The organism is Nocardiopsis lucentensis DSM 44048 (genome assembly GCF_000341125.1).
Taxonomy (GTDB): Bacteria; Actinomycetota; Actinomycetes; order Streptosporangiales; family Streptosporangiaceae; genus Nocardiopsis; species Nocardiopsis lucentensis.
In genome coordinates this window covers 1-4445 of record NZ_ANBC01000788.1, presented here as the reverse complement: position 1 = coordinate 4445, position 4445 = coordinate 1, and the positions used below count along the sequence as shown (strand labels likewise).

6 protein-coding genes are annotated in these 4445 nt (G+C 73.5%); 5 read left to right on the top strand and 1 reads right to left on the bottom strand.

All coding sequences use genetic code 11. From position 1 onward, the window contains the following. The 5 genes from D471_RS0127525 to D471_RS0127505 form a co-directional block, all read left to right on the top strand. Window positions 1-395, top strand: a 395-nt coding sequence (locus D471_RS0127525) for an ATP-binding cassette domain-containing protein (RefSeq protein ID WP_017601598.1), incomplete at its 5' end; no start/stop codon positions are given. Further along, the gene (locus tag D471_RS0127520; protein ID WP_017601597.1) at window positions 392-1135 is read left to right on the top strand and encodes an ABC transporter ATP-binding protein; all 744 of its coding nucleotides are present in this window, start codon (window positions 392-394) and stop codon (window positions 1133-1135) included. The genes D471_RS0127525 and D471_RS0127520, both read left to right, overlap by 4 nt. Beyond that, entirely contained in the window at window positions 1132-2031 is a 900-nt protein-coding gene (locus D471_RS0127515; protein ID WP_017601596.1) for a branched-chain amino acid ABC transporter permease, read from the top strand. Before D471_RS0127520 ends, D471_RS0127515 begins: the two co-directional genes overlap by 4 nt. After that, window positions 2031-3173: a branched-chain amino acid ABC transporter permease gene (locus D471_RS0127510; RefSeq protein WP_017601595.1), complete on the top strand. Its 1143-nt coding sequence runs from the start codon at window positions 2031-2033 to the stop codon at window positions 3171-3173. The genes D471_RS0127515 and D471_RS0127510 overlap by 1 nt, the downstream gene beginning before the upstream one ends. Then, window positions 3170-4090, top strand: coding sequence for an alpha/beta fold hydrolase (locus D471_RS0127505; RefSeq protein WP_017601594.1), 921 nt, complete (start codon window positions 3170-3172; stop codon window positions 4088-4090). The genes D471_RS0127510 and D471_RS0127505 overlap by 4 nt, the downstream gene beginning before the upstream one ends. Here the strand turns inward: D471_RS0127505 and D471_RS36545 are convergent. Continuing rightward, a partial coding sequence (locus tag D471_RS36545) for a PucR family transcriptional regulator (RefSeq protein WP_040691589.1) occupies window positions 4016-4445 on the bottom strand: 430 nt, incomplete at its 5' end. The two genes, D471_RS0127505 and D471_RS36545, sit on opposite strands and share 75 nt — an antisense overlap.

The window sequence follows — 4445 nt, the reverse complement described above, 5'->3', positions numbered from 1 at the left end:
CCGCCCCCGACGGCGGCCCCGAGACCGTCGACGTCCTGGACCTGGTCCGCCTCTCCCACCGCGTGGACGCCCTGGCCGGAGAGCTCTCCCACGGGGACAAACGCAAGCTCGAACTCGCCCTCCTGCTCGCGCGCGGCCCCCGGCTCATCCTCCTGGACGAGCCCATGGCCGGGGTCAGCGCCGGCGAGGTCGGCGAGCTCACCGCCGTCATCCGTGACGTGCACCGCGAACGGGGCCGCTCGGTCCTCATGGTCGAACACCACATGGAGGTCCTTCTCGACATGGCCGACCGACTGGCCGTCCTGCACCACGGCGCCCTGCTCGCCCACACCGACCCCGACTCGGCCATGTCCGACCCCCGCGTCCAGGCCGCCTACCTCGGGGACGCGGCGTGACCGGCGCCGAGCCGCTCCTGGAGGCGGCCGACCTGCACGTGTGGATCGAGGGATCGCACATCCTCCAGGGGGTGTCCTTCACGATGCCGCGCCGGGGCGTCACCGCCCTCCTCGGCCGCAACGGCGTCGGCAAGACCACGACGGTCAAGGCCCTGCTCGGCCTGGTGCCGCGCACCGGCCGGGTACGGTTCGACGGCGCCGACACCACCGCGCTGCCCACGCACGCGATCGTCGCGCGCGGCATCGGCTACGTCCCCGAGGACCGCGGCGTCTTCTCCGCGCTCACCGTCGCGGAGAACCTGCGACTGGCCGAGCGCCGGACCGGACGGCCCCGCTACGGCCTCGTCCACGAACTCTTCCCCGAACTGCGCGAGCGCGCCGCCCAACCGGCGGGCACCCTGTCCGGCGGCCAGCAGCAGATGCTCGCCATCGGCCGCGCCCTGCTCAACGACAACGCCCTGCTCGTCGTGGACGAGCCCACCAAGGGCCTCGCGCCCAGGATCGTCGCGGAGGTCGCCGACGCGGTCGCCCGCGCGGCCGAACGGGTGCCGGTCCTGCTCGTCGAGCAGAACCTGCCGCTCGTCCGCCGCGTCGCCGATCGGGCGGTCGTCCTGGACGCGGGCCGCGTCATCCACACCGGACCGGCCACCGACCTCCTCGACGACCCCGACCGCGTCCGCTCACTGCTCGGTGTGGGGCGCTCCGCCCCGGCCGGGAACACCACAGGGAGGCACACGTGAGCACCATCGTCCTCCTCACCCTCACGGGCCTGGGCCTGGGCGCCCTGTACTTCCTCATCGCCTCGGGCCTGTCGCTGATCTTCGGCCTGATGGACGTGCTCAACTTCGCGCACGGCGCGTTCCTCGCCATCGGCGCCTACGGCACCTGGTGGGCGAGCGAGTACCTGCCGGGCGCGGGGCCGGACGGGTTCGGCTTCCTGCTCGCCGTGGCCTTCGGGGTCGCCGCGGGCACGCTCGCCGCCACCCTCGTCGAACTCTGCGTCATCCGCCCGCTGTACGGGCGGCACCGCGAGCAGATCCTCGCCACGGTCGGTCTCAGCCTGGCCGTGCCCGCGCTGCTCCAAGCCGTCTGGGGCGCCGACCCGCTCCCCTTCCCGCGCCCCGACCTGGTGTCCGGCACCGTCGGCGTGCTCGGTGTGAACGTCCCCCGGGACCGCTTCCTGCTGATCCTCGCCGCCGTCGCCTTGTTCACCGCGCTCTGGCTGTTCAACGCCCGCACCCGCTACGGCCTCATCGTCCGCGCGGGCGTCCAGGACCGGGCGATGGTCACCGCCCTGGGCATCGACGTCCGCAAGGCGTTCACCCTGGTGTTCGCGATCGGCGGCGCCGCCGCCGCGCTGGCGGGGGCGCTCGGCGGCCTCTACTTCGGCGTGGTCACCCCGACCCAGGGTCTGTCCCTGCTGATCTTCGCGTTCATCGTCGTCGTGATCGGCGGGACCACCTCGCTCACCGGGTGCGCGGTGGCCTCACTGGCCGTCGGCCTCGTCCAACAGTTCGCCAACTACTACACCGTCGCCGGTCTGGGCGACATCGCCGTGGTCGTCCTCCTCGCCCTGGTGCTGCTCACCCGGCAGGGCGGACTGGCCGCCAGGAAGTCCGCGGAGAGGGTGGCGTGATGACCGAGACCGACGTGACGGCGAAGGCCCCGAAGCCCGGTCCCGCCGAACCCGGCTCCCAGAGCTCCGACGCCCGCGCGCGTCGGCGCGTGCCGGGCTGGGCGGTCCCGGCCGCCGTGCTCGCGGTGGCGCTGACACTGCCGTTCTCGACGCTGAGCCTGCCCGGGCTGTTCGAGGGCGCGCTGAACGGTCCCCCGGCCCTGCACCTGCTCGCCACCTGCCTGGTCTTCGGCGGCCTGGCCACCAGCTACGACCTGCTCTACGGACGCGTGGGGCTGCTCTCCTTCGGGCACGCCCTCTACTTCGCCTGCGGCGCCTACGCCGCCGCGCTGCTCATGTCCGTGCTGGATCTGCCTCTCGTGTGGGCGGCCCTCCTCTCGGTGCTCGGCGGCACCCTGATGTCCCTCGCCCTCGGCGCGGTCTCGCTGCGGGTCAACGGGATCGCCCTGGCCATGGTGACGCTCGCCTTCGCCCAGGCCGGATCGATCCTCGTCGCCCGCGACCCCGGACGGGTCACCGGCGGTGAGGAGGGCCTCTCCCTCGACACCGACCACGTTCCCGACGCGCTCGTGGGCGTGGTCGACACGGTCAACCTGTACTGGGTCGCCGTCGCCTACGTCGCGGTCAGCCTCGCGGTGGTGTGGTGGCTGGACGCCTCCCCGGTCGGCCGGGTCTGGCGGGGGATCCGGGCCAACGAGCAGCGCGTCGCGGTGCTGGGCGTCAACCCCTACCCCTACAAACTGGCGGCGTTCACCGTCAGCGGAGGGCTGGCCTCCCTGGGCGGCGTCGTCTACCTGCTGGTCGCCGGGGGTGTCACCCCCGTCGTCACCACCGCCGAGTTCACCCTCACCCTGCTGGTGATGGTGGCCCTGGGCGGCGCGGGCACACGCTGGGGGCCGCTGGTGGGGGCGGCCCTGTACACCTACGCCGACCACCGGCTCCTCCAGCTCGGCGGATCCGACGCCTTCGCCGCCCTCCCCGCGTGGATCGCCGCCCCGCTCGCGCAGCCCCTGTTCGTCCTCGGCGCCCTGTTCGTCCTGATGGTCTTCTTCTTCCCCGGTGGCGTCGTCGCGCTCCCGGGAAGGATCACGTCGGCACTGCGGGACCGCCGGGGCCCCGCGCACACGAAGGAGGCAGCATGACCGAGACGGAACGCGGCCCGGAAGCCACCTGGACCGACGGGAACGCGTCCACCGTCCCCGTGCCAGGCGGCGACCTCGCCGTCACCCGCTGGGGCACGGGACCCGGGACCCCGGTCCTGGGCATCCACGGCATCACCGCCAACGGGTACGCCCTGGCCCGCCTGGCCGTCGAGCTGGAGCGGCTGGGCGGACCGCCCTTGATCGCCCCCGACCTGCGCGGTCGCGGTCGCAGCGGTCACCTGCCCGGGCCCTTCGGGCTGGGCGCCCACGTCGACGACGTCATCGCCGTCCTCGACGCCCACGATGTGGACCGCACCGTCCTCGTCGGCCACTCCATGGGCGCCTTCGTGGCGTGCTTGGCCGCCGTCCGCCACCCCGACCGGGTCACCGGCCTGCTCCTCATCGACGGCGGCCACGGGCTCCCCGTGCCGCCCGGGGTCGACATCGAGGACGTGCTCGGCCCCGCCATGACCCGGCTCCGCATGTCGTTCACCAGCGCCGACGCCTACCGGGACTTCTGGCGGGGACACCCCGCCATGGCCGGACGGTGGAACACCTGGGTGGACCACTACGTCACGCGCGACCTCACCGGTACCCCGCCCGAGCTGCGCTCGGCCTGCTCGGAGGAGGCCGCCCGGGTCGACGGCGCCCAGGTCCTCACCGACCCCGAGACGCTGGGCGCGGTCCACCGTCTGTCCCGCCCCGCCCGCCTGGCCTGGGCGGCGCGCGGTCTGCTCGACGAGAGCCCCGGCCTGTACACGCCCGAACGTCTGGCCGGGCTCCCCGACGACCTCGCCCTCCTGGAGCTGCCCGACGACAACCACTACAGCCCGATGTTCTCCTCAACCGCCGTTCTGCTCGCCCAGGAGATCCACTCCCTGGTCGAGCAGACCGTGCAGGTGCAGGGCGAGCTGTAGTTCGAGCGCGCGGTCGGGGCGCTGCCAGTCCGCCCCGATCAGCTGACCGACCCGCTCCAGGCGCTGCGCCACGGTGTTGACGTGGATGTGCAGGTCGTCCTTGGCGCGGGACAGGTTGCCCCCGGCCGCGAAGTAGGCACGCAGCGTCTCCACGAGCAGCGTTCCTCGCCTGGCGTCGTACTCGAGCAGCGGGCCGAGGGCCGCCGTGACGAACCCCGGCACGTCCCGGTCCTGGCTCAGCAGCAGACCGGAGAAGCCCAGGTCGTCGGCGGTGGCCGCGTCCCCCTCGCGGCCCAGTGCCCGCAGGGTCTGCAGACAGCGCGTCGCCTCGGTGAACGCGTCCCGGAACGTCTCC